This is a genomic window from Hymenobacter cheonanensis, assembly GCF_030581075.1.
In the GTDB taxonomy this organism is placed as follows: domain Bacteria; phylum Bacteroidota; class Bacteroidia; order Cytophagales; family Hymenobacteraceae; genus Hymenobacter.
On the sequence record NZ_JAUQSW010000012.1, the window covers coordinates 16,390 to 41,502 of the forward strand.

The 25,113-nt window shown below is 62.1% G+C and carries 25 protein-coding genes; 5 read left to right on the forward strand and 20 right to left on the reverse strand.

The features are described from left to right. Positions 1-91 precede the first annotated feature (91 nt). The 5 genes from Q5H89_RS19290 to Q5H89_RS19310 form a co-directional block, all read right to left on the reverse strand. A complete protein-coding gene (locus tag Q5H89_RS19290; protein WP_305020987.1) occupies positions 92-1,138 on the reverse strand; it encodes an adenylate/guanylate cyclase domain-containing protein in 1,047 nt (348 codons plus the stop codon). Then, positions 1,135-1,518 carry a response regulator gene (locus Q5H89_RS19295; RefSeq protein ID WP_305020988.1) on the reverse strand — a complete coding sequence of 128 codons (384 nt, stop codon included), beginning with the start codon at positions 1,516-1,518 and terminating at the stop codon, positions 1,135-1,137. Before Q5H89_RS19295 ends, Q5H89_RS19290 begins: the two co-directional genes overlap by 4 nt. Before the next feature lie 28 nt (positions 1,519-1,546). Beyond that, positions 1,547-2,902, reverse strand: coding sequence for a sensor histidine kinase (locus Q5H89_RS19300; RefSeq protein WP_305020989.1), 1,356 nt, complete (start codon positions 2,900-2,902; stop codon positions 1,547-1,549). A gap of 67 nt (positions 2,903-2,969) precedes the next feature. After that, positions 2,970-4,373 carry a sensor histidine kinase gene (locus Q5H89_RS19305; RefSeq protein WP_305020990.1) on the reverse strand — a complete coding sequence of 468 codons (1,404 nt, stop codon included), beginning with the start codon at positions 4,371-4,373 and terminating at the stop codon, positions 2,970-2,972. Between the two features lie 88 nt (positions 4,374-4,461). After that, on the reverse strand, positions 4,462-5,631 hold the full coding sequence (locus Q5H89_RS19310) for an NTP transferase domain-containing protein (RefSeq protein WP_305020991.1): 1,170 nt from the start codon (positions 5,629-5,631) through the stop codon (positions 4,462-4,464). A 72-nt stretch (positions 5,632-5,703) separates the two neighbouring features. Between Q5H89_RS19310 and Q5H89_RS19315 the strand changes: the two genes are divergently transcribed. Continuing rightward, the gene (locus tag Q5H89_RS19315) at positions 5,704-6,918 is read left to right on the forward strand and encodes a molybdopterin molybdotransferase MoeA (RefSeq protein ID WP_305020992.1); all 1,215 of its coding nucleotides are present in this window, start codon (positions 5,704-5,706) and stop codon (positions 6,916-6,918) included. Between the two features lie 79 nt (positions 6,919-6,997). Here the strand turns inward: Q5H89_RS19315 and Q5H89_RS19320 are convergent, their stop codons facing one another. The 9 genes from Q5H89_RS19320 to Q5H89_RS19360 all read right to left on the reverse strand — a co-directional run bounded on the left by Q5H89_RS19320 (position 6,998) and on the right by Q5H89_RS19360 (position 16,665). Then, the gene (locus Q5H89_RS19320; protein ID WP_305020993.1) at positions 6,998-7,144 is read right to left on the reverse strand and encodes an MFS transporter small subunit; all 147 of its coding nucleotides are present in this window, start codon (positions 7,142-7,144) and stop codon (positions 6,998-7,000) included. Between the two features lie 34 nt (positions 7,145-7,178). Continuing rightward, positions 7,179-8,597: an OFA family MFS transporter gene (locus Q5H89_RS19325; RefSeq protein ID WP_305020994.1), complete on the reverse strand. Its 1,419-nt coding sequence runs from the start codon at positions 8,595-8,597 to the stop codon at positions 7,179-7,181. Between the two features lie 214 nt (positions 8,598-8,811). Next, positions 8,812-11,376, reverse strand: a complete 2,565-nt coding sequence (locus Q5H89_RS19330) for an FdhF/YdeP family oxidoreductase (RefSeq protein ID WP_305021137.1) — start codon at positions 11,374-11,376, stop codon at positions 8,812-8,814. An 87-nt stretch (positions 11,377-11,463) separates the two neighbouring features. After that, positions 11,464-11,799 (reverse strand): DUF7009 family protein, encoded by a 336-nt coding sequence (locus tag Q5H89_RS19335; protein WP_305020995.1) that lies wholly within the window; start codon positions 11,797-11,799, stop codon positions 11,464-11,466. Positions 11,800-12,050: 251 nt separating this feature from the next. Next, positions 12,051-12,923 carry a formate dehydrogenase accessory sulfurtransferase FdhD gene (gene fdhD, locus Q5H89_RS19340; protein ID WP_305020996.1) on the reverse strand — a complete coding sequence of 291 codons (873 nt, stop codon included), beginning with the start codon at positions 12,921-12,923 and terminating at the stop codon, positions 12,051-12,053. A 104-nt stretch (positions 12,924-13,027) separates the two neighbouring features. Further along, on the reverse strand, positions 13,028-14,158 hold the full coding sequence (lpxB, locus tag Q5H89_RS19345; RefSeq protein WP_305020997.1) for a lipid-A-disaccharide synthase: 1,131 nt from the start codon (positions 14,156-14,158) through the stop codon (positions 13,028-13,030). Between the two features lie 99 nt (positions 14,159-14,257). After that, complete coding sequence (locus Q5H89_RS19350; protein WP_208132835.1) at positions 14,258-14,671, reverse strand: 6-pyruvoyl trahydropterin synthase family protein; 414 nt, start codon at positions 14,669-14,671, stop codon at positions 14,258-14,260. Positions 14,672-14,772: 101 nt separating this feature from the next. Further along, positions 14,773-15,777, reverse strand: coding sequence for a FecCD family ABC transporter permease (locus Q5H89_RS19355; protein ID WP_305020998.1), 1,005 nt, complete (start codon positions 15,775-15,777; stop codon positions 14,773-14,775). Between the two features lie 3 nt (positions 15,778-15,780). Beyond that, complete coding sequence (locus Q5H89_RS19360) at positions 15,781-16,665, reverse strand: ABC transporter substrate-binding protein (RefSeq protein WP_305020999.1); 885 nt, start codon at positions 16,663-16,665, stop codon at positions 15,781-15,783. Between the two features lie 124 nt (positions 16,666-16,789). On the opposite strand from Q5H89_RS19360, the gene rfaD reads away from it, so the two are divergent. Continuing rightward, a complete protein-coding gene (gene rfaD, locus Q5H89_RS19365; RefSeq protein WP_305021000.1) occupies positions 16,790-17,758 on the forward strand; it encodes an ADP-glyceromanno-heptose 6-epimerase in 969 nt (322 codons plus the stop codon). A 24-nt stretch (positions 17,759-17,782) separates the two neighbouring features. After that, positions 17,783-18,070, forward strand: a complete 288-nt coding sequence (locus Q5H89_RS19370) for a hypothetical protein (protein ID WP_305021001.1) — start codon at positions 17,783-17,785, stop codon at positions 18,068-18,070. Between the two features lie 300 nt (positions 18,071-18,370). Here Q5H89_RS19370 and Q5H89_RS23335 read toward each other — a convergent pair whose 3' ends face one another. The 4 genes from Q5H89_RS23335 to rpmH form a co-directional block, all read right to left on the reverse strand. After that, positions 18,371-18,697 (reverse strand): DUF6678 family protein, encoded by a 327-nt coding sequence (locus tag Q5H89_RS23335; RefSeq protein ID WP_369810683.1) that lies wholly within the window; start codon positions 18,695-18,697, stop codon positions 18,371-18,373. Between the two features lie 43 nt (positions 18,698-18,740). Beyond that, on the reverse strand, positions 18,741-20,435 hold the full coding sequence (locus tag Q5H89_RS19375; protein WP_305021002.1) for a S41 family peptidase: 1,695 nt from the start codon (positions 20,433-20,435) through the stop codon (positions 18,741-18,743). Between the two features lie 105 nt (positions 20,436-20,540). Then, positions 20,541-20,978, reverse strand: a complete 438-nt coding sequence (locus tag Q5H89_RS19380) for a ribonuclease P protein component (protein WP_305021003.1) — start codon at positions 20,976-20,978, stop codon at positions 20,541-20,543. A 148-nt stretch (positions 20,979-21,126) separates the two neighbouring features. Then, the gene (gene rpmH, locus Q5H89_RS19385) at positions 21,127-21,285 is read right to left on the reverse strand and encodes a 50S ribosomal protein L34 (protein ID WP_068337113.1); all 159 of its coding nucleotides are present in this window, start codon (positions 21,283-21,285) and stop codon (positions 21,127-21,129) included. Between the two features lie 243 nt (positions 21,286-21,528). Here rpmH and Q5H89_RS19390 point away from each other — a divergent pair, with 243 nt between their 5' ends. Beyond that, positions 21,529-23,265 (forward strand): M61 family metallopeptidase, encoded by a 1,737-nt coding sequence (locus Q5H89_RS19390; RefSeq protein WP_305021004.1) that lies wholly within the window; start codon positions 21,529-21,531, stop codon positions 23,263-23,265. Positions 23,266-23,296: 31 nt separating this feature from the next. Then, positions 23,297-24,091, forward strand: a complete 795-nt coding sequence (locus Q5H89_RS19395) for a hypothetical protein (RefSeq protein WP_305021005.1) — start codon at positions 23,297-23,299, stop codon at positions 24,089-24,091. Between the two features lie 60 nt (positions 24,092-24,151). Here Q5H89_RS19395 and Q5H89_RS19400 read toward each other — a convergent pair whose 3' ends face one another. Both Q5H89_RS19400 and Q5H89_RS19405 read right to left on the reverse strand, forming a co-directional pair. Next, positions 24,152-24,400 carry a hypothetical protein gene (locus Q5H89_RS19400; RefSeq protein WP_305021006.1) on the reverse strand — a complete coding sequence of 83 codons (249 nt, stop codon included), beginning with the start codon at positions 24,398-24,400 and terminating at the stop codon, positions 24,152-24,154. A 71-nt stretch (positions 24,401-24,471) separates the two neighbouring features. Next, positions 24,472-25,068, reverse strand: coding sequence for a TlpA family protein disulfide reductase (locus tag Q5H89_RS19405; RefSeq protein WP_305021007.1), 597 nt, complete (start codon positions 25,066-25,068; stop codon positions 24,472-24,474). Positions 25,069-25,113 lie beyond the last annotated feature (45 nt).

Here is a 25,113-nt window from a genome sequence, read left to right on the forward strand (position 1 = left end):
CTCGCTCGTTTCGTTGGGATTAATACCCCTAGCGAATTGGGCAAGATGCTTCGACAAGCTCAGCATGACAAACGTTTTTATTTCAATTTTTCTACGCCACCACCTCGTAGGTCATTATCGGGTTAGCCTTGTTTTTGAGCTTCAGCTCGCCAATGGGAGCGCACTGAAAGCTCTCTTTTATGCGCTCGTGGATGGCCTCGGTGATGACAATCTGATTGGGCTGGGCAGCCGATTGCAGGCGCTGGCTCACGTTCACGGTATCGCCTATCACGGTGTAATCGAGGCGCTTGAGGCTAGCCGAGCCAATGTTGCCCGATACCATTTCGCCGGTATTAATGCCGATGCTGATGGCCGGGTGGTAGTCGGTGCCGTTGGGCAGCGGGTCGTGGGCACCTTGCAGCTGGGCGCGCACGGCCAGGGCCGCATCGAGGGCCCGGTCGAGGTGGTACTCGCCCCGAAACACGGCCATCACGGCATCGCCCATAAACTTATCGACGTAGCCGCCGTGGGCGATTATCTCCTTCACAATCTGGTCGAAGTACTTGTTGAGCAAACCCACGACCGTGGCGGCCGACTGCGTTTCGGAGAGCGAGGTGAAGCCGCAAATGTCCACGAACATCACCGTAGCCTCCACCGTTTCGCTGGCCAGCAGCTTGTTCTCGAAGCCCGGCCTAGCCATGAAGTTGATGACCGTCTCATCGACGTACATGCGCAGGATGTTGTTTTCCTGGATGGCCTTCATCGTGTCGCGCAGCTGCTGCACGTGGCTGGCGGTTTTTTCGATAGTCAGCTCCAAGTCATTGAAATCGACCGGCTTGCACACAAAATCGAAGGCTCCGCCGTTCATGGCGGCCCGGATGTTCTGCATGTCGCCGTAGGCCGATACCATCACGGTTTTGGTAACGGGGCTAGCCTCGGGCAGGCGGCCCAGCAGCGTGAGGCCATCCATCACGGGCATGTTAATGTCGCTGAGCACGATGTCGGTATCGGGGTGCTCACCCAGGCGGTCGAGGGCCTCCTGGCCATTGGCCGCGAAGACAAACTCGTAGGCATTCTCGCGGATTTTGCGGCGGAATTTCTGCTTGATAAGCAGCTCTAAATCAGCCTCATCATCAACTACCAGAATCTTTGTTTTCATGAGTTTTCAATAGCGTGGAGCTTTTCCTTGAGCGCGGCAAAGTCGACCGGCTTGGTCAAAAAGTCATTGGCCCCCAGCTGCATAGCCTGGTTGTGGGTTTCGGTATCGCCGTAGGCCGTAAGCATCATCACGAGCGGCGGGGGCGGCGGCAGGGGGTCTTGCTTCACGTGCCGCAGCAGTTCGAGCCCGCTCATGCCGGGCATGTTGATGTCGGAGAGGATGAGGACGACTTCCGAGGGGTGGTCGCGCAGAAAGGCGAGCGCCTCCTCGCCCGAGTAGGCAAAGGAAAAGGCGAACTCCCCACTGCGGATTTCGCGCCGGAAGCGCTGCTCAAACAGCAGCCGCACGTCGGGCTCGTCGTCAACTACCAGAATTTTCATACTGCGTAAAGATAGGAAAAGGCTGGCCTTAGGCAGTAGCCAGCGGCAGGGTGATGGTAAACGTGGTGCCCTCGCCCTCCTGGCTCGCCACGGTGAGGGTGCCGCCGTGGCCCTGCTCGATGATGTCGTGGGCCAGCGAGAGGCCCAGGCCCGTGCCCTCGCCGCTCGGCTTGGTCGTGAAAAAGGGCTGAAAAATGCGCTCGCGCACGGCCGCTGGCATGCCGGTGCCATTGTCGCTCACCATTATCCGCACCTGGCCCTCGGCCTGTTCGGTGCGCACCTGCACGGTGGGCGCGTAGCCGGGGCCAGCCGCCTGCTGACGCTTCTGCACGGCGTAGAAAGCGTTGGTGAAGAGGTTGAGCAGCACCCGGCCCAGGTCGCCGGGCACGGCCTCCACCAGCGGCAGGCCGGGCGCCAGCTCGGGCAGCAGCGTGGCGTTGAAGGACTTGTCTTTGGCGCGCAGGCCGTGGTAGGCCAGGCGCAGGTACTCGTCGGCCAGGGCGTTCACATCGGTGGGCTGGCGCTCGCCGGTGCTGGCGCGGCTGTGCTCAAGCATACCGCGCACAATGCCCGCCGCCCGGCCGCCGTGCTGGGCAATGCGCTGGAGGTTCTGGCGCAGGTCGGCGAGCAGCTCGGCTTCGAGGGTGCGGTCGCGGGCGGGGCGGGCGCGCTCCTCGGCCAGCTCGGCCACCAGCTCCACGCTCACGTCGGCAAAGTTGTTGACGAAATTGAGCGGGTTCTGAATCTCGTGGGCAATACCGGCCGTGAGTTCCCCTAGCGAGGCCATTTTTTCGCTCTGAATGAGCTGGTCCTGGGTGGCTTGCAGCTCGGCCAGGGCCGTGCGCAGCTCGTCGGTTTGGCGGGCTAGCGCGGCGGTGCGCTGGCTTACCTCGTATTCGAGGGTCTGGCTCTGGGTGGCGATGGCCCGCTGCTCCTGCTCGGCGGCCAGGCGCGCCTGCTCTTCCGTGCTCAGGGTTTTGGCCTGGCTGCGGGCCACTAGTAGCCAGGCCCCTAGCCAGCAAATTACCAGGCCTTCGAGGGTATCGACTCCACCATTCTTATCCAAAGCCGTGGAGAAAGGCCGCGCCAGCAGCTCCACGATAAGCAGCCCCGCGCCGGGCGCCAGCGCTACGGCCAGCCACTGCGCGGGGCGGTAGGCGCGCAGCCGCCAGCCAATGGCAACGCCCAGGCAGAGCACAAAGGCCAGAAACATATCGTCGAGCCAGTCCAGCACCGGGCCACCCAGCACCAGCCCCAGCGTGGTAATAGCCGCCGCCGGGCGCCAGAGACGCGTCAGCCAGCGGTCCCACCGCGGTAGGCGCGTGGGCAAATCGAGCGCCTTGCGCCCCCAGTATACCAGGCCAATGGCCGATGGCGCAGCCATGTAAAGTTCCCCACCAGCCATGTAGTCAGTCGATTATAGTAGCGTAAAAAACGTGCTGGCCCACCGCTTACCGAAATGGCAGCCGCACCGCAAACTCGGTAAACTCGCCCTCCTGGCTCGCCACGGTGAGCGTGCCGCCGTGGCCCTTGGTAATAATGTCGTGGGCGAGCGAGAGGCCAAGGCCCGTGCCCTCGCCGCTCGGCTTGGTCGTAAAAAAAGGCTGAAAAATCTTGCTCTGCACGGCCTCCGGAATGCCCGTGCCGTTGTCGCGAATGCAGATTTCGACCTCCTCGCCCGCCCGGCGAGTGCGCACCTGCACGGTGGGCGCGTAGCCGGGGCCAGCCGCCTGCTGGCGCTTCTGCACGGCGTAGAAAGCGTTGGTGAAGAGGTTGAGCAGCACCCGGCCCAGGTCGCCGGGCACGGCAGGCACCAGCGGCAGCAGGGCTGCAAAATCGGTATCGAGGGTGGCGTTGAATGTTTTATCCTTGGCGCGCAGGCCGTGGTAGGCCAGGCGCAGGTACTCGTCGGCCAGGGCGTTCACGTCGGTGGGCTGGCGCTCGCCGGTGCTCTGGCGCGAGTGGGCCAACATGCCCCGCACAATGCTGGCCGCCCGCTGGCCGTGCTGGTTTATTTTGTGCAGGTTGTGGCGCAGGTCGCTCAGCAGTTCGTCTTCCAGGCCAGGGTCGGGCGCGGGGCTGGCTTGCTCGGCTTCGAGTTCGGCCACCAGCTCGGCGCTCACGTCGGCAAAGTTGTTGACGAAGTTGAGCGGGTTCTGAATCTCGTGGGCAATACCGGCCGTGAGTTCGCCCAGGCTCGCCATCTTTTCGCGCTGAATGAGCTGCTGCTGGGTGGCGCGCAGCTCGGCCAGGGCCGTTTGCAACTCGCTGGCCTGCTGGGTGAGGGCCGTGGTGCGCGCCGCCACCAGGCGCTCAAGGTCGGCATTGCGGGCGGCGGCAAGCCGCAGCTGCTTTTCCTCCTCATCGCGCCGGGCCTGCTGCTTGGCCAGGGTCTTTTTTTGATAAAAAGCCAGTCCCGTTATTATTCCAAACCAGTAAACGTTGAGCTTGCCCAGGCTTTTGTAATACTCGGCCAGCGGCGCCACAAACTGATAGCCCAGCACCTGCTGCCCTAGCGAAATGGCCCGAAACAAGGCCGGCACCGCCAGCGCCCACAGCATAATGGCGGCCGGCCGGTAGTGGCGCACCGGCCACAGCACGGCCGCTGCCACGCCCAGCGCAAACAGGATGTACCAGTCGTCGAGCAGGTCGTTTTTGTAGTGCAGCGCGGCCGTCACGCCAAAGCCCACGGCGGCCGGCGCCCACAGCACCAGCAGCCAGGCGCGCGCGCGCGGCATGTAGCGGGGCCGGTCGAGCAGCGAGCGCAGCACGATGGCCAGCATCCAGGCCAGGCCCACGGCGGCCAGCAAGTGCCAGTTATAGAGTTGCTTCGCGTCGAGGATGGCTTGCTTCATAGGGCGAGGACCGGGCTGGTCGGCAGCCGCCCGGCAAACCTAGCACGCACGGACTTATTTGCGGATACCCGGCCTCCGCTTTCCGCAGCTACCCTAGCGCCTGCTCGGCGGCGGCGCGCTCGGCGGGCGTGTTTACATTGCGCAGGGCCTCGCCGCCGGGCGTGGGCAATACCTCTACATCACTGTTGATGAGCATCTTGCGCGGGCACGAATACCCTAGCCCCAGAAAGCGCAGCAGCTCGGGGTAAGCGCGCGGCTCAAAAATGGTGATGAGCGGCTCCGGAAACTCATTGCCCGGGCTCTGGAAGGCCGTGGCCAGCCGGGCGGGCCGGCGGCCGGCTACCAGCTGGCGCAGCACCGCGGCCGTGAGGAAAGGCAGGTCGCAGGCCAGCACCAGCCACGCGGCATTGGGGTCGTGCCGAAAGGCCGACAAAATGCCCCCTAGCGGCCCCAGCCCCAAAAAAGTATCGGGCAGCGGCTGGAGGCCGGCCGGTAGCTCGGCAGCCTGCTCGGCGCGGCACGATACGAATACATCCTGGCACACTTCGGCCAGCAGGCCGGCGGCTACCTCGCGCTGCTCGCGGCCAGCGGGGCCGTAGCGCAGGCGGCCCTTGTCGGTTTGCATGCGCTGGCTGAGGCCGCCGGCCAGCACCAGGCCGCGCAGCGGCGCCTGCCGGGCGGCCAGCCACTGCTGAACCCAGGTGGCCAGGCCGGCCACGTCGGCCAGGGCAAACTGCGGCAGGTGGGCGTGGTGCGGCAGGTGGGCGCGCAGGTAGTCCGGGAGTTCCGTCATCCCTTCGGCTAGCACAAAAGCCTGCACATCGGTCAGCTTATCGAGCTTGTGGGCCAGCGACTTGCGCGGGTCAATGAGCACTACCTGCTGGCGGGCCCGAAAGTGGTTGCCATTCACCAGCGCCAGGCTAGCCCCGGCCAGCAGCGCGGGCTGCGAAAAGCGGTCGATGGCGCGCCGCTCATCCAAGCGGCGGAAGTGAATCTTGTCGGTCAGCTCGGCGTAGGCGCCGGCTTGCAGCAGCGGGCTCAGCGCCTGGGCCGCGTCGGCGTCGCCGCTGGCGTGGTCGGCATCTACGTAGCCCACGCGATGGCCGGCCGGGGCCAGCGCGACCGTGAGGCCAGCGGCCAGGCGCTGAATATCGCCGCAGGGCGCGCCCAGAAAAGCCAGCTCGTGGCGGGCAAATTCGCCGAGGTCAGGGCGGGTGAGGTCGGCGTGCTTGGGGCGGGGGGCGGCGTTTTCGGTCATAGCTTCACAACAATTCAGCGGAAAATTAGCTTGGATTCAGCTTGTCAGTCGTCCTTTTTCTTTCCCTCCTACGTGCTTTCCGTCGAAGATGCCACCCGTCAGGTGCTGGCTACCGCCCACCTGCTACCCATCGAAACTGTGCCGCTGGCCCTGGCCGTGGGCCGCGTGCTGCGCCAAACTGTAGTGGCCGACCGCGATTTTCCGCCCTACCCACGCGTGACGATGGACGGCATTGCGCTGCGCTACAGCAGCCTAGCGGCGGGGCAAACCACGTTTCCCATCGAGCGCACCCAACTGGCCGGCGCCGTGCCCGTGCCGCTGGCTAGCCCGCAGGCGGCCGTGGAAATCATGACCGGCGCGGTGCTACCGCCCGGCACCGATACCGTTATTCGCTACGAAGACCTGGATTTTAGCGACGCCCCCAGCCGGCAGGCTACCGTGCGGGTGCCCCCGCCGCGCCCGGGCCACAACGTGCACGCCCAGGGCAGCGACCAGCCGGCCGGCACCCAGCTGCTAGCCCCCGGCCTGCTATTAAGCCCCGCCGAAATAGCCGTGGCCGCCACCGTGGGCGCCGCTACCCTGGCCGTGACGCGCCGCCCGCGCTTGGCCGTGGTGAGCACTGGCGACGAGATTGTGGACATCGAAGCCACGCCCCTGCCCCACCAGATTCGGCGCTCCAACGGCCCCATGCTGTGCGCCGCGCTAGCCCTGGCCGGCTGCGAAAGCCAGGAATTTCATTTAATAGATGACCTAGCTAACCTTAAAGCAGAACTGCCCGCGCTGCTGGCCGGCTTCGACGCGGTGCTGCTGAGCGGCGGCGTGTCGAAGGGCCAGGCCGACTTTCTGCCGCAAGCGCTGCGCGAGGTGGGCGTGACGGAGATTTTCCACCGGGTGGCCCAGCGGCCGGGGCAGCCGTTTTGGTTTGGGCAAGTGCTCGGCGGAGCGGTGATTTTTGCGCTGCCCGGCAATCCGGTGGCCACGTTTGCCAACTACTACCGCTACGTGCAGCCCTGGCTGCGCCAGTGCCAGGGCCTGCCCGCCGGGGCTAGGCAGCCGGTAGTTGCCGAGCTGGCCAGCCCAGTCGAGTTCAAGCCCGCGCTCACGTATTTCCTGGCCGTGCGCCTTGAAAGCGCTCCCGATGGCCGCCTGCTGGCTCACCCCGCCCCCACCGCCGGCTCGGGCGACCTAGCGGGCTTGCTGGCCGCCGACGGGCTGCTGGAGCTGGCGGCAGGGCAAACGCAGTTTGCGGCCGGTACGGCGTGGCCGGTGTGGCGATATCGGGGCTAGCTAACTGCAAGAGAACAACTCACGAAAAAGCCGCTCGCTTCACGAAGAAACGAGCGGCTTTTTGCTTGCGCTGGCAAGCTTACTTAAACAGCGTCAGCGCCTTCAGGAAGGTTTGCGACACGCCCCAGGCCAGGGGGATACCCACGTACAGCCAGGCTAGCACCGTGGAGCCGCCGCTGGCTGCCTCGGGAGCAACGGCAGCATTTGGAGTTGATTGCGGATTCATCTTAATAGAAAAATTAGGAAGTGAAAAACGGTGCTCAATGGCCGCCGGCTTCGGCAACTACGGGGCCTTTTTCCTGGTACTTCTCGTTTACGGCCGTCACGGCCAGGTCGGCCAGGAAGCCGACGGCCAGTAGGCCCGCCATCGTGTAAAACACCGTTTGGTATGCCGAAGCGCCCGTGAAGCCGGCGGCCTTACGGCCCTCCGACAAGCTGTGCACGATGAGCGGCCCCAGCACGCCGGCTGTGCTCCAGGCCGTGAGCAGGCGCCCGTGGATGGCGCCTACTTGGTACTTGCCAAACAGGTCGGACAGGTAAGCCGGGGCAGTGGAGAAACCGCCGCCGTACATGCTGATAATTACGCAGGCCACGACCACGAACAGGGTGAGTTGCCCGTTGAGACCGAGCGTCGGAGCCAAGGCGTAGAGAATTACTCCCAAGCCAAAATAGACGAGGTAGATAGGCTTGCGACCCAGCTTGTCCGAAGCGGATGACCAGAAAAAGCGACCCAGCAAATTGAACAAGCTGAGCAAGCCAACGAAGCCGGCGCCAGCTGCCGCGAGCGCCGCCGTATCCATTCCCTTGCCTTTCGCGGTGCCGGAAATAACGGCCTGAATGAGCGGCGAGGCCGTTTCGAGCACGCCAATGCCGGCCGTTACGTTGCAAAGCAGTACTACCCACAGCAGCCAGAACTGTGGCGTTTTGATGGCGTTATCGGCCGATACGTTGCCCGTCGTGATGAGCGCGTTGTGCTGCTCGTTGGACACATAGCCGGCGGGCTTCCAGTCGTCGGCCGGCACACGGATGGTCCAGACGCCAAACTGCATGAACAGCATATAAATGATGCCCATTGCAATGAACGTGGGCGCTACGCCCTGCGGCGCCGAGCCTTTAAAGTGGTTCATCAGGGCAACGGCCAGCGGCGAGCCAATCATGGCACCGCCCCCAAAACCCATGATGGCCATGCCCGTAGCGACGCCCTTGCGGTCGGGAAACCACTTAATCAACGTGCTCACCGGCGAAATGTAGCCGATGCCCAGGCCGATGCCGCCCACAAAGCCGTAGCCGAAATACAGCAGCGGCAGGCTGTGTAGGTGCACCCCTAGCGAGCCAATCAGAAAGCCGCCGCCGAAGCACAGCGACGCGGCCAGCATGGCCTTGCGCGGCCCCACTCGCTCGAGCCACTTGCCAAAAATGGCGGCCGACAAGCCCAGCAGCACAATGGCGATGGAGAACGTCCAGCCAATCTGGCCGGGCGTCCAGTCGGTGGGCGCCGGGTGGGCCGGGTCGCCGCTGATAAGCGAGCCCAGCGGCTTGTTAAATACGCTGAAAGCATACGCCTGCCCAATGGCCAGGTGAATAGCCAGCGCGGCCGGCGGCACCAGCCAGCGGTTGTAGCCGGGCGGCGCAATAGTACGGCTGCGGTCAAGCAGCCCAGCGGAGGAAGAATCGGCCATAGGTGAAAGAAGAAAGTGAAAACTTTGTGAATGGGTGGGTTAGTAGAAAATAAGCTGCTGCAAGGTAGAGCCAGCAGTTGGCCCGGCAAGCCAGCCAGGAGCATTATTTTGCTCAGTAGCTATAGCTGCGCTTTTACTGCTGCCGGAAGCAATTGGTTGGGAAAGAAAAAGCCCCTGGCTAGGGTGCCAGGGGCTTTTTTAAGCACTTGAGTGGCTAGGCCGGCACCGCCTGCTGGCGCTGCTTCCGGGCCTGCGGGGCCTGGCCGGCCTTGGTAGGCGCCACCGTTACTACCACATATTTTGAGGTGGGCGTATTGCTCGTTTTGGCCACGCTGGAGATGGGCACCAGCGGGTTAGCCTCCGGGAAGTAGGCCGACACGTTGCCCTTCGGAATGTCGTAGGGCACCACGATAAACTTCTCTACCGTGCGCTGCTCCCCCTCAAAATGGCTCGTGATGTCGATGAGGTCCTTGGCCTTGAGGCCGCGCGCGGCAATGTCCTCCTTGTTCATAAACAGCACCCGGCGCTCGCCATGAATGCCCCGGTAGCGGTCGTTGTAGTCGTAGATGGTCGTGTTGAACTGGTCGTGGCTGCGCACCGTCATCAGGATGAGCTGGTCGGGCTCCACGGTGTACTTCTCAAGCTCGGTAGTGGTGAAGTTGGCCATGCCGTTGTGGGTCGTGAACTTGCGCTCGCGGGGGCCGTTGGGCAGGTAGAAGCCGCCGGGCTTGCGCAGCTGCTCGTTGAACTTCTCGAAGCCCGGAATAACGTGCGAAATGTGGTCGCGAATCACGTCGTAGTTTTCCGTCATGGCTACCCAGTCGGCCACGTTGGTGCGGTCGGGGCCTAGCGTGGCAATGGCTACACCGGCCAGGATGGCCACTTCGCTCATCATCTGGTTGCCGGGCAGCGGCACAAGCACACCTTTATTCTGGCTCACCACACCCATCGAGTTTTCGCACGAGGTCATCTGGTGGCCGCTCTTCTGCATGTCGATGTCGGCGTGCGTGAAGCAGGGCAGCAGCAGGCTGGTTTTGCCGGTGGTGAGGTGGCCGCGGTTGAGCTTGGTGCCCACGTACACGGTCAGGTTCTGGCGGCGCATGCCTTCGGCAATCAGCTCGGTGTCGGGGCCGGCGGCCAGCAGGTTGCCCCCTAGCCCGAAGTACACTTTCAAATCGCCGTGGTACATGGCCTTGATGGCCTCCACCGTATCGTAGCCGTGCTCGTAGGGCGGCTTAAAGTTGAACTCCTTGCCCAGCGAATCCTGGAATACTTTGGTCGGCTGCTCCCATACACCCATCGTGCGGTCGCCCTGCACGTTGGAGTGGCCGCGCACCGGGCAGGTGCCCGCGCCGGGCTTGCCAATAGCGCCTTTCATCAGTTGCAGGTTCACAATCTCCTGAATGGTTTGCACGCCCTGGCGCTGCTGCGTTACGCCCATAGCCCAGCAGGTGATGATTTTCTGCTTGGTGGCGATGATGTTAGCCGCCTCCAGCAGCAAGGCCCGGCTGATACCGCTGAGCTGCTCAATATCCTCCCAGCTCGTAGCGCGAATATTCTGCTCAAACGACTCGAAGCCGGTGGTAAACTCCTTGACAAAAGCATGGTCGACGACCTGGCCGGGGTTGCGGTCCTCGGCCTCAAACAGGTGCTTCATAATGCCGCGCAGCAGGGCCATATCGCCATCTACCCGCACTTGCAGGAAGAGGTCGGTAATCTGGGTGCCGTCGCCGAGCAGCGCCCCCAGCGCCCGCACCGGGTTCATAAAATCCTGCGGATTTTTGAAGTGGTTCAGGCCGGCCTCAATCAACGGGTTCACGCTGATGATTTTAGCCCCGTTGCGCTTGGCCTTTTGCAGGGCCGTGAGCATGCGCGGGTGGTTGGTGCCGGGGTTCTGGCCGATGATGAGAATCACCTCGGCTTCGTGAATGTCGTTGAGCGTGACCGAGCCCTTGCCCAGCCCTAGCGTGGGGCTGAGGGCCGCGCCGCTGCTTTCGTGGCACATGTTGGAGCAGTCGGGCAGGTTGTTGGTGCCGAACTGCTTGGCAAACAATTGAAACAGGAACGCCGGCTCGTTGGGCACCTTACCCGAGGTGTAAAACGCCGCCTCGTGGGGCGACTTCAGGGCGTTCAGCTCGCGGCCGATAATCTCGAACGCCTCCGGCCACTCGATGGGCTCGTAGTGCGTGCCGCCGGGGCGCTTCACCATGGGGTGCGTGAGGCGGCCCAGGTTGTTCTGGTCGCGGTCGCTCAGGTGCGAGAGGTCGGCCAGGCTATACTTGGCAAATACCTCGGGGCCGCAGGCCTTGTCGTCGGCATCGGAGGCCGTAGCCTTGGCGCCGTTCTCGCAAAACTCGGCCACCGAGCGGTGGTCGTCGGGGTCGGGCCAGGCGCAGCTCGAGCAGTCGAAGCCGTCTTTCTGGTTCATCTTGAGCAAGCCGTGGGTGCCCCGCGTAAGGCCCGCCTCGCCCCAGTTGAACTCCATCGACTTGATGACGGCCTGCACGCCGGCCGCGATTTTCATGCGTTTCTCCAGCTTCAGGCCCGTAAACTCCTCGGTGGGCTGGGCCAGCACGGGGTACTGAAACTTGGCACCCAGGTTGTCGGGGGCCGGAATGTGACGCTGGTCGCGCTCATTCTGCGGGTCGGGCTTGTAGTGGTCGGGCGCCGGGGCCGTGCCCTGCTCCGAGCGCTCGCCGCTCTTCGGCTTGTTGTCCTGGGCGCCCTGCTGCTCAGATTTGCCGGCTTTGCCAGGGTCGGCGATGGGTGACTCTTCCATAGGATGCATACTAAAAAAGGTGGGAATGACTAGCGCAAAGGAGTGCCGGGGCTAGCCCCTACCCGCGCCCGCGGGCAGTTGGGTGGGCTAATGTCGGCAGTCGAGGTCTTTTTCAACCAGAATACGTAATTCCTGGCCTTCTGCTACCAGAACCTGACCTTTGAAGCCAATGTTTTCGGTATCAGTCCAGTGCCGGGCCACGGCCGCGGGCACCTCTACGGCCAGCGCGCCGGCTTCGTAGCGCACCTGCACGCTGGTGGCGGGGCTGGCGGCCGGCAGGCGCTCCAGAGCGTACACCAGCGTTTGCCCCGGCGCGGAGCCGAAGGCGATGGTGTAGGCCACCCGGCCGGTGGCGGCAAACTGCTGCACTTCCGCCTCCGACAGCCGCAGGCGCAGGGAATTTTCTTCCAGTCTCAATTTCATAAATCACGGATTACACGGATTTAAACGGATTGCGCGGATTTTGTGAGCGCCGGCTACGCTGTATTTGCTTGGCTACTACCTGATTGTTGGCCGTTGGCGTTCCGTAATTATTAATTATTTAGGCTGCATCTCTACGTGGGCGCGCTGCCCAGTTTTGCCAGCATGGTTAGCGTTCCGTAGTTATTTAGGCTGCATAGGGTGGCTTTGCTAGCCGGTTGATAGCCAGCGTACACAAAATCTGTGCAATCCGCTTAAATCCGTGTAATCCGTGATTCGTGGGTGTAGATATTGAAGCGCTCCTGGCGCACAAAGCCCAGCAGCGTAAGGCCAAACTCTTCGGCGGCCTCCACGGCCAGGCTGCTCGGCGCGCCCACGGCGGCCAGAATGGCCACGCCGGCCAGCGCAGCTTTCTGCACCAGCTCGAAGCTGGCCCGGCCGCTCAATAATACAATGTGCTGGCCTAGCGGCAGCTGGCCGGCCAGCAGCGCGGCGCCCACTACTTTGTCGAAGGCATTGTGGCGGCCCACGTCTTCGCGCAGCAGCAGCAGCTCGCATTCGGCGGAGAAGAGCGCCGTGGCGTGCAGGCCGCCCGTTTGCTCAAATACTGCCTGGGCCGCCCGCTGCCGCTGGGGCAACTGGTGAATGAGGCTGGCCGGCACCCGCGGGCTGTCGGCGGGCGGGGGCGCGGGGCAGCTGGTCGCCTTCACCGCGTCGATGCTGGTTTTGCCGCACACCCCGCAGCTGGAGGTGGTGTAGAAATGGCGCTCCAGCCGGCCCAGCTCCAGCACCACGTGGGGGGCTAGCGCGGCGCGCAGCACGTTGCCGCGCTCCTTGGGCCGGCGCGGGTCGGCGTGGTGGGCCAGCCCCTCGATATCGGCCGGGCCGCTGATGATGCCCTCGCTCAGCAGGAAGCCCGCCACCAGCTCGGCGTCGTGGCCGGGCGTGCGCATGGTCACGGCCAGGGTCTGGGTTTGGCGCTGGCCGCTAGGGCCGTATTCGAGGCTGATTTCGAGCGGCGCCTCGATGGCCAGCAAATCGGTGTCGCGGGCCAGCACCGAGCCCACCACGCGCTGCACGGTGGTGCGCTCGGCGCTGGCCTGGGAGTAGGTCGGGAGGGGCAGCATAAAGGGAGGCTAGCCGCCAACTAAGCGGGCCGGCCTGGTTACCTAAATAACCAAGCCGGCCCAAATGTTCACGCGCTCAGCGCACTGGCCTACTTGCTTTCCGATTAAGCAGTAACTTGCTTTTCGCCTAAACCTAAATAGTTAATCATCAGCGCGGCGGCCTGACGGGCGGCGTTGTGCTGGCCCAGCTTTTGGCGCAGCTCTTCGTAGCCGGCTTTTTGCTTGGCAATGTAGGCCTCGTCGGTGAGCAGGCGCTTGAGTTCGTCGAGCAGGTTGCGGGCCGTGAAGTCGCCCTGAATAAACTCCTCCACCACCGTGCGGCCCACGATGAGGTTGACGAGCGAGATGTAGGGCACCTTAATCACGGCCTTGCCAATCATGTAGGTGAGGCCGCTGGTGCGGTAGCACACCACCTGCGGCACGCCAAAAAGTGCCGTTTCGAGGGTGGCCGTGCCGCTGGTCACGAGGGCCGCGCTGGCCCGGCTCAGCAGGTCGTAGGCCTGGTCGAAGACGAGCTTGATGCCGTTGCGCTCGAAGTGCGCGTAGTAGGCGCGGTCGAGGTTGCTCACGCCGGCCACCACAAACTGGTACTCCTGAAACGCGGGCAGCACGGCCAGCATCTCGTGCAGCATCTCCTCGATTTCCTGCTTGCGCGAGCCCGGCAGCACGGCAATAATCCTGCGCTCGGGGTCGAGCCCGTGCTGGGTCATAAAATCAGGGTCGGGCCGGAAGGCGGCTACCTCATCGGCCGTGGGGTTGCCAATGTAATCGACCTTATACTCGAAGCGCTGGTAGAACTCCGACTCGAAGGGCAGGATGACGAACATCTTATCTACCAAGGCCTTAATCTTCTCGACCCGGCTCTGGTTCCAGGCCCAGATTTTGGGCGAGATGTAGTAAAACACCCGGATGCCCTGCGTTTTGGCCCAGGCCGCCATACGCAGGTTAAACCCGCCGTAGTCGACAAGTATCAGCACATCGGGCCGGTAGGCGAGTATATCACGCTGGCATTCTTTGAGAAAGCCCCGAAATTTGAGCAGGCTGGTGGCCGTTTCCCAGAAGCCCATCACGGCCAGCTCGCGGTAGTGGCGCACGAGGTGGCCGCCCTCGGCCTCCATCTGGTCGCCGCCCCAGAAGCGAAAATCGGCGGCCGGGTCCTGGCTGTTCAGCTCGCGCACGAGGTGGGCGGCGTGGGTGTCGCCGGAGCGCTCGCCGGCTATCAGGTAGTATTTCATTTTTTAATTATGAATTGGGAATTATGAATTATGAATTGATTCTCAAGCCGCTACCGAAGCAGCTGGCTCAATTCATAATTCATAATTTATAATTCATAATTAACCGAAGTATTCCACCGCGTTGCGGGGCGTTTCGTAAATCTTGATGCAGTGCAGCTGGGCCGGGGTAATGGCCGGCAGCTCGCGCTGCAAAATCTGCCAGAAAGCCACGGCCAGGTTTTCGGTGCTGGCGAGCTGGCCCTTCAGGAAGGGCACGTCGAGGTTAAGGTTTTTGTGGTCTACCTGCTCGGTGATGTGTGTGCGGATGAGGTCGCTGAGGGCCTTGAGGTCGACCACGAAGCCGGTGTCGGGGTCGGGCTGGCCCTTCACGGTCACTATCATCTCGTAGTTGTGGCCGTGCCAGTTTTCGTTGGCGCAGGGGCCAAAAACCTCCGCGTTGCGCTCCGGGCTCCAGGCGGGGTTGTAGAGCTTGTGGGCGGCGTTAAAGTGCTCGCGGCGGCTGACGTATAGCATAGTTTTTTTCGTTGGTCGGTATTCGCTTTTTGGAGTTCACCAATTGGCTTGCCGTTTGAGGAACAACAAAAAACCAACCACGAAAGGCAAAAAGCGAAGAGCTAGAAACTCTTTTTCCGCAGCAAAGATACAAAAAATGGCACCCCCAGCAGGGCCGTCACTAGCCCCACCGGCAGGCCAGCAGGTGGGTACAACACCCGCGCCAGCAAATCGCAGGCTAGCAGGAAGCCGCCGCCCAGCACCGCGCAAAATGCTAAATTGAGGCGCCCCGCCGTGCCCAGCAGCCCCCGCGTGAGGTGCGGCACCACCAGCCCCACAAAGCCCACCGGCCCGCATAAGGCCACCACCCCACCCGTGAGCGCCGCCACCAGCCCCAGCAGCAGCCAGCGCAGCCGCGCCACCGGCAGGCCCAGCGCCTGCGCCCGCTCCTCGCCTAGCAGCAGCAGGTTCAGGTCTTTCTGCAAAAAAATCAGCAGGCCCAGGCTGCCCGCCAGCACGGCGGCCGGGTAGCCCAGCACTGCCCAGCTAGCCCGCTCAAACGACCCGAAGGCCCAGAAAACCACCGCCTGCAAGTTGCCCTGGTCGGCCTTCAGAAACGTGATGAGCGAGCCCACGGCCGCCGCCAGCGCGCCCACTGCCACGCCGCCCAGCAGCAGCGGCGCCGGCAGCACCCGCCCCCGCCGCGAGCCAATGGCCACCACCAGCACCGTGGCCAGCAACCCACCCGCCAGGGCGGCCAGCGGCGGCAGATACAGCCCGCCCAGCGTGAGCGCCGGGAAAAACAAATACGCCACGATGGCCCCCAGCGACGCCCCCGAGGCTGTGCCCAGCAAGTAGGGGTCGGCCAGCGGGTTCGTTACCAGCGTTTGCAGCAAATAACCGCTCAGCGCCAGGCTAGCCCCCGCCAACCAGGCCAGCAGCAGCCGCGGCAGCCGCAGCTGCACCAGCACCAGCTGGGCCGGGTCGGCGGGGTCGTAGTGCCGCAGCGTCTTGAAAATAAAGGCGTAATTGGTGGCGTAGGAGCCCACGCGCAGCCCCAGCCCGAGTAGTAGCAGCGTGAGCAGGCTGCCCGCCAAAAGCCAACGGCCGGGGTGCGCGTGGCCCATCGCTTACTTCCGCAAAAGGGCTTGCAGCTCACGCACGGCCTCCACAATGCGCGGGCTGGGGCGTTGCAGCAGGTTGGGCGTGGTGGTATACACCCGGCGGCGCTGGTAGGCGCGGGTGCGACGCAGCTCGGGGTTATTCTTGAAGAATGTGCTATCCAGCTTTCCGAAGCGGCCGCCGAGCACCACCTCGGGGTTCAGCTTCAAAATATACTCCCGCGTAAGGGCTGGGAAGGGCTGCGGAAACGTGTCGCGCACCGCATTCTGGCCGCCGGCTAGCCTGATTTCATCCGTAAATAGCGTGTTCTGGCCGTACACATAAATAGGGTCGGCCGAGGCCAGCGCCAGCACCGTGGGCCGGGTGGCGGCTGGGGCCGACCCTAGCTGGGCTAGCTGCGCTTGCAGCGAATCGGTGAGGCGCTTGGCTTGCGCCGGGCGGCCGAGCAGCCGGCCTACATCGTTGATACCGCGCAGCACGTCGGCCACGCGCCGGTATTTCTGGTAATATACCGGGATGCCAAGCTCGCCCAGGCGCGCGGCGGCATCGGGCGGCGTCATGCCTTCCACCGTAAAAACCACGTCGGGGTGCAGCGCCACCAGGCGCTCCAAATCAAGCGGATACGAGGTCACCAGCGGCTTGCGCAGCGCGGCGGCCGGGTAGTCGTCGGCCTGAGTGCGGGCAATTATGGTAGCCGTGTCGGCCACCGCGTACAGCATTTCGGTGAGGCTGGGGGCTAGCGCCAGCACCCGGCGCGGGTGGGCGGGCAGCGTAAGGGCCCGGCCCAAATCGTCGTGCACCTGCACGGTGGCGGCCGGGCTAGCCGGCTTATTTTCAGGTTGGCAGGCTAGCAACCCAAGTAGCCCTAGCGGCAGAAAGAGCGAAACGCGCATGGCCGCAAAGGTAGCCCGAACCAACGCGGCAGGGTACCTTTGGCGAGCGTAGGATAAGCTTTAGCTTGCCGTTCGCAGAAAGCGTACTACCCCAATCGGCAAGCCAAAGCTTACCCTACCTTATATGATAGTCGTCACCGGCGCCGCCGGCTTCATTGCCAGCTGCTTAGTTTCCCGCCTCAACGCCGCCAATTTCAACGACCTCGTGGTGGTTGATAACTTCGCCATTGAGAAAAAGCTGCCTAATATTCAAGGCAAAAAGCTGCGCGAATACGTTGACCGCGAGGAGTTTTTTCCGTGGCTCGACGCCCACCACGAGCAAGTCGAATTTATCTTTCACCTCGGCGCCCGCACTGACACCACCGAACAAGACCCCGCCATTTTCGACTTGCTCAACCTCAACTACAGCAAGCAAATGTGGCAGGCTTGCGTGCGCTACAACCTGCCGTTGGTGTACGCGAGCAGCGGCGCCACCTACGGCGACGGTCGCCTCGGTTACTCCGACCAGGATGATGCCCTGCCTTACCAATTGCACCCACTCAACCCCTACGGCGATTCCAAAAACGACTTCGATAAATGGGCGCTGGCCCAGGAAGAGAAACCCTATTTCTGGGCCGGCCTCAAGTTCTTCAACGTCTACGGTCCCAACGAGTACCACAAGGGCCGCATGGCCTCGGTCATCCTGCACGCCTTCCGCCAGATTCGCGAAAACGGCAGCATGCAGCTCTTCCGCTCGCACAACCCCGAGTACGTAGATGGCGGCCAGATGCGCGACTTCGTGTACGTGAAGGACGTGGTGGAAGTGTGCTACTTCCTGCTGCACCACCGCACGCACTCGGGTCTTTACAACCTCGGCACCGGCCAGGCCCGCACCTTCATGGACCTGGCCCTCAACACGTTCGCCGCAATGGGCCAGCCCGCCGATATCCGCTTTCGCGATACGCCTGAGGATATCCGCGACACCTACCAGTACTTCACCGAGGCCGACATGCGCAAGCTCCGCAGTATTGGCTACGACCGGCCGTTTGCCTCGCTTGAGGAGGGTATTCGGGATTACGTGCAGGGGTATTTGGCGGCGGGCACGTATTATTAACGTATCATCTTAGCTCTTACGCTCATGGCCAAAAAGTCCGCTACTCCCAAGCTCACGGCGGCGGCCGTAGAAGCTACCGCCGAAGCCTTTCTGGCCGCCTTCGGGGCGCTGCCCGGCAAGGTGAAGCAGCGTATCGTAGAGCTGCTCGACGACTACGAGGACGCCTTGGATTTGCAGGAACTGGAGGCCGCCCGCGCCGCTAATCCTGATGATTTTGACCCCAAAAACGCGGTTCCATGGGAGCAAGTGAAGGCTGAGATGGGCACCGCAACTAGCCCCGCAGAAAACGCTTCTCAGCGCCAAGCCGCGTGAAAAAGGCAGCTGGCTCACCCGTTATTTACCAGATTACCGTGGCTCGCCCGGCCCGCAAGCAATTGCTACAGCTTCCGGACAAAGCAAAAGGCGCTATCCAATTGGCCATTGATGGGCTAGCAACTGACCCACGTCCTTCCGGGGTTAAAAAACTCAAGGGTTAAGAAGGCTACCGGCTGCGAGTAGGCGACTACCGAATACTGTATACCATCTCCGACAAAGTGCTGATGGTTGAAGTAGTGAAACTCGGGCAGCGCGGCAATTTTTACGACGAATAAGTACCGCTCCCGCTAATAGCCGCTAGTATGCTGTATCTGGGAACGAAATACGGATGATTCCATCCAAGACGATGTAGGATATGTCTGCTTGGCGTAGGCCTTCCTCAATCTGCATCGAACTATCAATTCGCTTAGGTGGCACGAGGCGCCCTATGTGCTCTGTAACAATAGGGTTTATTTCTACCCAATCTACTTGACGAATTGGCCAAGGGCCGTTTATCTCAATGTAGCCAGCGGTTGGAATTATGGCCCAATCATTCCAGCCTTCAGGGGCAGAATAGCCTCTTACTTTCATCCTAACCTTGCATTTGTTAGTTTGAATAACGCCGACTAAAGCTCGGATATCCATTGCCACAAAAATGATAGAGGCGTCAGTTACGACGCCTCTTTTTTTACTTCGTGCCCGCCGATTTTGTAGCGCTGGCGGCCCGGCCGCCCGGCTTCAGCAGCGCGGCGTAGCGGTTGGGGTCGTTGAGCACGGCCACGGCGGCCTGGATATTGGGGTCGTCGTTGAAACCAGCTTCGGTGCGACCCCGCTCGTAGTAGTAGCGCGAGGCAATTTCCTCTTCCAGCAGCTCGCGGATTTCGGGTTTGAAGCGCTGTAAGTCGTTGGTTTTGTTGGCGGCTACTTTGCGCTTGATGGCGTCTAGCTCCAGCTTTACATCGTCGTAGTGCTTTTCTTCCTTCACCTTCTTGGTGAGGTCGGTGAGCGAGCGCTCGGCATCGGTACTATACGAGATGCTCTTACCTTGCAGGTAGGCTACAAACTTCTGATAGTCAGCATCCGAAAGCTTGAAATCGCGGGCCGGGGCAATGGTGGCGTGCTCGGCGCGGTAGCGGGTGGCGTAGTCGAAGAGGTAGCTCTTCTGGATGAGCACGCGGGTGATATCCGCAATTTCGCGGTCCTGCACGTCCACGTCGGGCGCCACGCCGCCGCCGTCGTACACGGTGCGGCCGGCCTGGGTTTTGAAGGCCGTGCGCAGCGAGTCCGGAAACTTGGTCAGTGCCCCGTCGTCGCCGCGATGCGAATAGTCAATTTCCTGAATACAGCGCCCGCTAGGGATGTAGTACTTGGCCGTAGTCACCTTGAGCTGCGAGTTGTAGCTCAGGGGCCTAGTGGCCTGCACAAGGCCCTTGCCAAACGTGCGCTCGCCCACCAGCACGGCCCGGTCGTAGTCCTGCAGCACGCCCGACACGATTTCCGACGCCGACGCCGAGCGGTTGCTCGTGATAATGGCAATCGGCATTTGGGTATCGAGCGGCACATCGAGGGCCTTGTAGGTCTTGTTCCACTCCGTTACCTTGCCCTTGGTGCTCACCACGTCGAGGCCCTTGTCTACGAAGAGGTTAGAGATATTCACCGCCTCGTTGAGCAGGCCGCCGGGGTTATCCCGAATGTCGAAGATGATTTTTTTCGCGCCCTTTTCCTTCAGCTTCACTACCGCGTTGCGCACCTCGCGGCCCGCATCCATCGTGAAGCCGATGAGCTGGAAGTAGCCAATATCATTGGTTAGCATGCCGTAATACGGCACGTTATCAACCTGAATTTTATCGCGGGTGATGTCGATTTCAACGGGCTTCTCCTGGCCGTAGCGCGTCACGATGAGCTTTACCACCGAGTTGGCCTGGCCCCGCATCAGCTTGTTGATGTCGGAATTGCTTTTCTTATCAACGTTTATGTTATTGATAGTCAATATTTCATCGCCGGGCAGCAACCCAGCCTTTTGCGCCGGGTAGCCTTCGTAGGCGCTTTGCACCACCGTTTTGCCGTTGCGCTTCACAATGGAAGCCCCCACTCCGCCGTACTGCCCGGTGGTGAGGGTGCGGAAATCCTCAATATCGTCTTCCGGAATGTAGTTGGTGTACGGGTCCAGCGATTTCAGCATGCCGTCGATACCCGTTTTCACCAGCTTGCCGGGCGTAATCTCGTCCACGTAGTACGTGTTCACCTCCTTAAACAAGGTGGCGAAGATGTCGAGGTTTTTGGCAATCTCGAAGTATCGGTCGCTGTCGGAAGCGGCCCGAAAGCTAACCAGCCCGAGCGTACCAAGACCCAAAACGGCGAGTAGTTTTTTACGGTTTGTCATCGGGCAGAAAGATAGCAAGGAATGGTACGTTGGCCAGAAGCAGCCCCGGCTAGGGGCGCTATAGCCTTCGCCCCCTGCGGGGTTGCTAGGTGAAGATAAGAAAAACTACGGTGCGGGTTGCACCGAGGATTCTGCCAGCAAACGATTCAACCCGGAAATTAATTTTTTTTCTATCAGCGGCAGCTCACTTTTTTCTTTGCCGGTGTAGAGAATGCCCAGCAGCGCCACCGGATGGCCGTTTTCGGCTTCCGTGAGCAGATGCTTATTGAGGCGATATGCCTCGCGCAGCAGGCGCTTGAGGCGGTTGCGGTCCACGGCCCGCTTGAAGGCGCGCTTGGGCACCGTAATGAGCACCTCGGGCGGGGCAGTGGTGCGCGCTAGGGCCGCCACCCAGGTAAGGCGCAGCGGATATACCCCTAGCGAAGGATTGCGCCGGTTAAAAAGCGTTTCGATGCGCTTTTTACTGCACAAATGCTCTGCTTTAGGAAAAGTGTACTGCCGGGCGGCGGGCAGCGGCGGGCCGGGGGCGGATAGCTCGTTCACGAAAATAGAGGAAATAGCGAAGCCGCATTGTAGCGGCAGCGTTTTCTGGCCTAGCCAGAAAACAACCTGCCCCAACAATGCGGCTACCTTCTAGCGAAGGTCCAATGAAGGGCCCCCGCCATCAGCTACGCGCTAACAGCCTAAGGTACTAGCGCTTGTGACGGCCTTCGTCCGATACGGTGAGGCGCTTGCGGCCTTTGGCGCGGCGACGGGCCAGCACGTTGCGGCCGTTAGCGGTTTCCATACGGTTGCGGAAACCGTGCTTGTTGCGGCGCTTGCGCTGCGAGGGTTGATAGGTACGTTTCATGTCCGGTCAAATTGCGAGTTGGGCCGGCAAAGGTACGGATTTCTCTTTACAATAACAAGGGGCCTTTGCTCATTGCCGCAGTGCCGGCCTAGCGGCGGGCAGCGCTGCATCTTTGCGGCCCGGGGGCCCGGCCCGCCGGCCAGGGCTCAGGATAGCGCGACGGGTTAGCCCTTACTTCGAATTCAACAACGCCAAGACGCAAAGCTGCGTCTCTACACGCGGCCGCTTTTCACCCGCTCTTCTATGACTTATTACCACGTTTCGTTCGAAAATCCGCTTACGTTTTACCTGCAGGTGCAGCTGATGGTGGAGGTGCCCGCCGAGGCCAACGAGCCGCTGGCCCTGCAGCTACCCGCCTGGCGGCCGGGCCGCTACGAGCTGCAAAACTTTGCCCAGAAGATTCAGCGCGTGGAGATTAGCGATGCCGAAACCGACGAGCCCCTGCCCTACCGCAAAACCACCAAGGACCGCTGGGAAGTGCCTGGCGCGGCCGGCCGCAGCGTGCGGGTGCGCTACCACTTCTACGCCCACCAGATGGATGCCGGCGGCTCGTGGCTCGATGCTACGCAGCTTTACCTTAACCCGGTGCAGGCGCTTATGTACGCCGAGGGCCAGCAGGGGGCGCCCTGCCAGCTCACCTTGGACCTGCCCGCTGGCTGGCGCCTGGCCTGCGGCCTGCCCCAAACCCTGCCCAACACGCTGCAAGCGAAGAACTTCGACCAGCTGGCCGATGCGCCACTCATCGCTAGCCCCACCATCGAGCACCAGCAGTATGAGGCGGGCGGGCTGCCCTTTCACGTGTGGGCGCAGGGCGAGGAAGCGCTTATTAACTGGCCACGCCTGCTGACTGATTTTAAGGCTTTTTCGGAAGAGCAGCTGGCGCTGTTCGGCGGCTTTCCGGTGCAGGAGTACCACTTTCTGAATCAGTTTTTGCCCTACAAGCACTACCACGGTGTGGAGCACCACAACTCGACGGTGATTGTGCTAGGCCCCGCCGAGCTGCTGATGCAAGAGGCGCTGTATAAGGAGCTGCTGGGCGTGAGCTGCCACGAGCTGTTTCATACCTGGAACATCAAGGCCATTCGCCCCGCCGAGATGCAGCCTTATGACTACGCCCGCGAAAACTACTTCCGCACCTGCTACCTCGCCGAGGGCGTGACGACGTACTACGGCGAGTACCTGCTGGCCCGCTGCCACGTGCGCACGCCGGCCCAGTATTTTGAGGAGCTGAACCTGGTGCTGCGTAAGCACTACGACGACGCGGGCGGCCAGAACCTGAGCCTGGCCGATGCCAGCATGGACCTCTGGCTCGATGGCTACAAGCCCGGCGTGCCCGACCGCAAGGTGAGCGTGTACCACAAAGGGGCCCTGGTCGCGCTGCTGCTCGACCTCACCATCCGGCAGCTGCACGCCCACGCCCGCAGCCTCGACGACGTGATGCGCCGCCTCTACGAGGAGTTTGGCAAAACCGGCGTGGGCTATACCGAGGCCGACTACGCCCGCATTGTGAGCGAGGTGGCGGGCCGCAAGATGCAGGTCTACTTCGATAAATTCATCAACGGCACCGCGCCTTTGCAGGAGCCGCTCGACAAAGCCCTGCACACGGTGGGCTGCCAGCTGGTGGCCTATGAGAATGCTTCGACATCGGAGGGCATGTTCGGCTTTCGCACGGTGGTGAAGAATGAGCGTACCGAGGTCACCTACATCTGGCCGGGCTCGCCGGCCGCCGCGGCGCTCACCGTCGATGACGAGATTGTGGCCGTGAACGGCCGCCGCGTCGATATGAACCTGCAAAGCTTGCTCAGCACCGGGGCCCCGCACTACGAGGTGGCCGTGTTTCGCCAAAACCGCCTGCTGCTGGTAGATTTGGCCGCGCTGCCGGGCGTGCATTTTGGCCCGCGCTACGCCGTAGAGCAGCTAGCCGAAGCCGACGAGGCGCAGCAGGCGGGCTTTCAGAAATGGCTGGGCTGGGAGTTTTAGCGCAGCTACTTCGCCAACCTATTTTTCGGCCATGAAAAAGCTGATTTGGCTGCTGCCGATACTAGCCAGCTGCGGACAGAACACGGCCGAGCAGCAGCCTGCTGTTCGCCGGGCAGCTACGCGGCCTGCGGTGGCAGCTAGGCCGGTGCCGCCGGCTACATCTTCCATAATCCTCACCTCCGGCGACCGGACCACCAGTGGGCCACACGACACGCTGCACGTAGGCCTGGGCGGAGTGCTTCGGCTGGAACCGGGCAGCAAAAGTGATTTTGCGCAGGCAGCAGGCAGCCAGCTGCTTTACTCAGAAGCCCGCACCATCCGGCAAGAAGGCGATGGCCGGGTACGCCGCATTGGCCATACGCTGGTGGTGCGGCCTTTCAATGGCCCTTTACTGCGTTTTGCTGACGATACGTACCAGCTGCGGAAAGATGACAACGAAGAAATCGATACGCATTGCCAGTTTTCGGGTAGCGTGCCCGGTCGGCCCTACTGGCTAATCGACAGCTTGCAGTGGGAGCGTTATCAGCCGTTTCTCGTCAATAAATATTCGGGCCGCGCTACTCTGCTTAAATGGGACCCGGAAATCTCGCCCAATCGACAGCTTTTAGTTGTTGCCTCGCCCGGCCTGGATATCGAAAGCGTCCTTAACGGGCTCGAATTGCTTGCTATTTCTAATCAAGCAGTAAAGCCGCTGTGGAGCAGAAAGTTGCACAACTGGCAGCCGCACCAGGCGCGGTGGCTCGATGACTATACCATCGCCATTGAGCAAGTACGCTTTGAGCCCCGGGAACGCACTACTTACGTTCGGCTCATTCTGCCCAACTGAAACGCCCGGCTCCAGCGGTACTACCGCTGGAGCCGGGCGTTTAGCCGCAGTTAACAGGGCCTAGTGCTTGGCGTCGCCGCCCTTGCCCACTTTACCGCTGTTTACCGACATGGGCTTGTTGCCCTGGGGGTTGTTGCGAATGTTGTTTACGCCGTGGCCGGCGCTGTTGCCGTCGGTGGTGTTGCCGTGGGCCGATACGTCGGTCGTGTTCGGGCTTTGCACCTGCGTGCTTTTACGCTTGGTATTGGCGGCAGGATTTACGGACGTTTTATCGTTCGTGAGGTCGGTTTCTTTCTTGGCGAGTGACATGGCTGGAAAAGGGAAAGGTGGGACGCACTTACCCTTCCTTTTACCACTGGGGCGGCGCTAGGGTTGCCGGGCTAGCGGCCAGCCCCCAGCTTTTCGAGCGCCGCTCGAAATTCGGGCGTGTCGTAGTCGGCCATGCCATCGTGGCGGTCGGCCAGCCGGCCGCTAGGCGTGAGGATGATGGTAGACGGAATGGAGGGCGAATCGAACGGCGCGGGCAGCGGCGCAGCCGGGAAATATACCGGCAGCGTGTAACCTTTCCGCTTTAGCAAGGCCTTGGCCTTATTGGGGTTGGCATCGAGCGAAATCAGCACGAAAGCTACTTTGCTGGTGTCCGTTTTCTGGTACAGCGCCTGTAGGCCCGGCATTTCGGCCAGGCAGGGCGGGCACCAGCTAGCCCACAAATTCACCAGCACGGCCTTGCCCCGAAATTGCCGCAGGTTGGCCGGCCGGCCATCGAGCGTGAGCAGCGGCAGCGGGTGCGGATAGTCGGCCAGTGGGCTAGCCAGCGCGGCCGGGGCAGCGGGCGGCGTGGCGCGCCACAACCCGCTAGCCAGCAGCCCGCGCTGCAAGGTGCTGACAACCGGCAGGCGCAAATCGGTGCCCATCACGACCGCGAAAGCGCCGAAAAAGCAGACTTCTCCCAGGTTTTTGCGCAGCCAGGTTGGCATAAGAAAATGCGTTTAAGAGTTGAATAAAAACAAAACGTCCGTCAT